We start from the raw sequence: 567 nt of genomic DNA, 5'->3' as shown, positions 1-567 counted from the left end.
TTCCCTTTCCGACTAACACATAGCAAAATTGACTAATCTTCGCCTCATTTCAGCAGGGCAAATGAGCGCCAGCTATTTAACGTTGATTATCTAACTCATAAAGCAGCCACTCTTTTACCGCTTTACGCGAGACTTTAATTCCACCTTCTAACAAGGCTTGTGGCATCAAGTAGTAAGCGATTGGCCATTTAAACTTCTCAAGCTTTTTCCGCAAGTATTGCTCGTATTCCTGTTGGCTCAGTAACGCTTCTGATTGAATAACGGCTATAGGACGATGACCGAACTCAACATCTTCGACTGGCACGACAATGCTCTGAGTGACGCTTGGGATTTGGTTCAATACTGCTTCTATTTCCTCACAGTGAACGTTTTCTCCACCTGAGATAAATTGATTATCGGCCCGACCGATGATCTTTAACTCATCTCCTTGCCAAGCACCGAGATCCTTACTGTCGAACCAACCATCCTCGTCCACGAATACCGTCACTTGACCTTGGTGAAAATAGCCTGAAGCTAGCGTTTGTCCACCAATGTAAATGCGCTCATCAACCAACTTAATCTTACGAT

General features: G+C 44.1%; 1 protein-coding gene. It reads right to left on the bottom strand.

Translation table 11 applies throughout. From position 1 onward, the window contains the following. Positions 1-76: 76 nt before the first annotated feature. A partial coding sequence (locus R7Q09_RS27325) for an AMP-binding enzyme (protein ID WP_411913133.1) occupies positions 77-567 on the bottom strand: 491 nt, incomplete at its 5' end.

The organism is Vibrio sp. 2130-1 (genome assembly GCF_033339515.1).
This window is presented reverse-complemented; position numbering and strand designations above follow the sequence as displayed.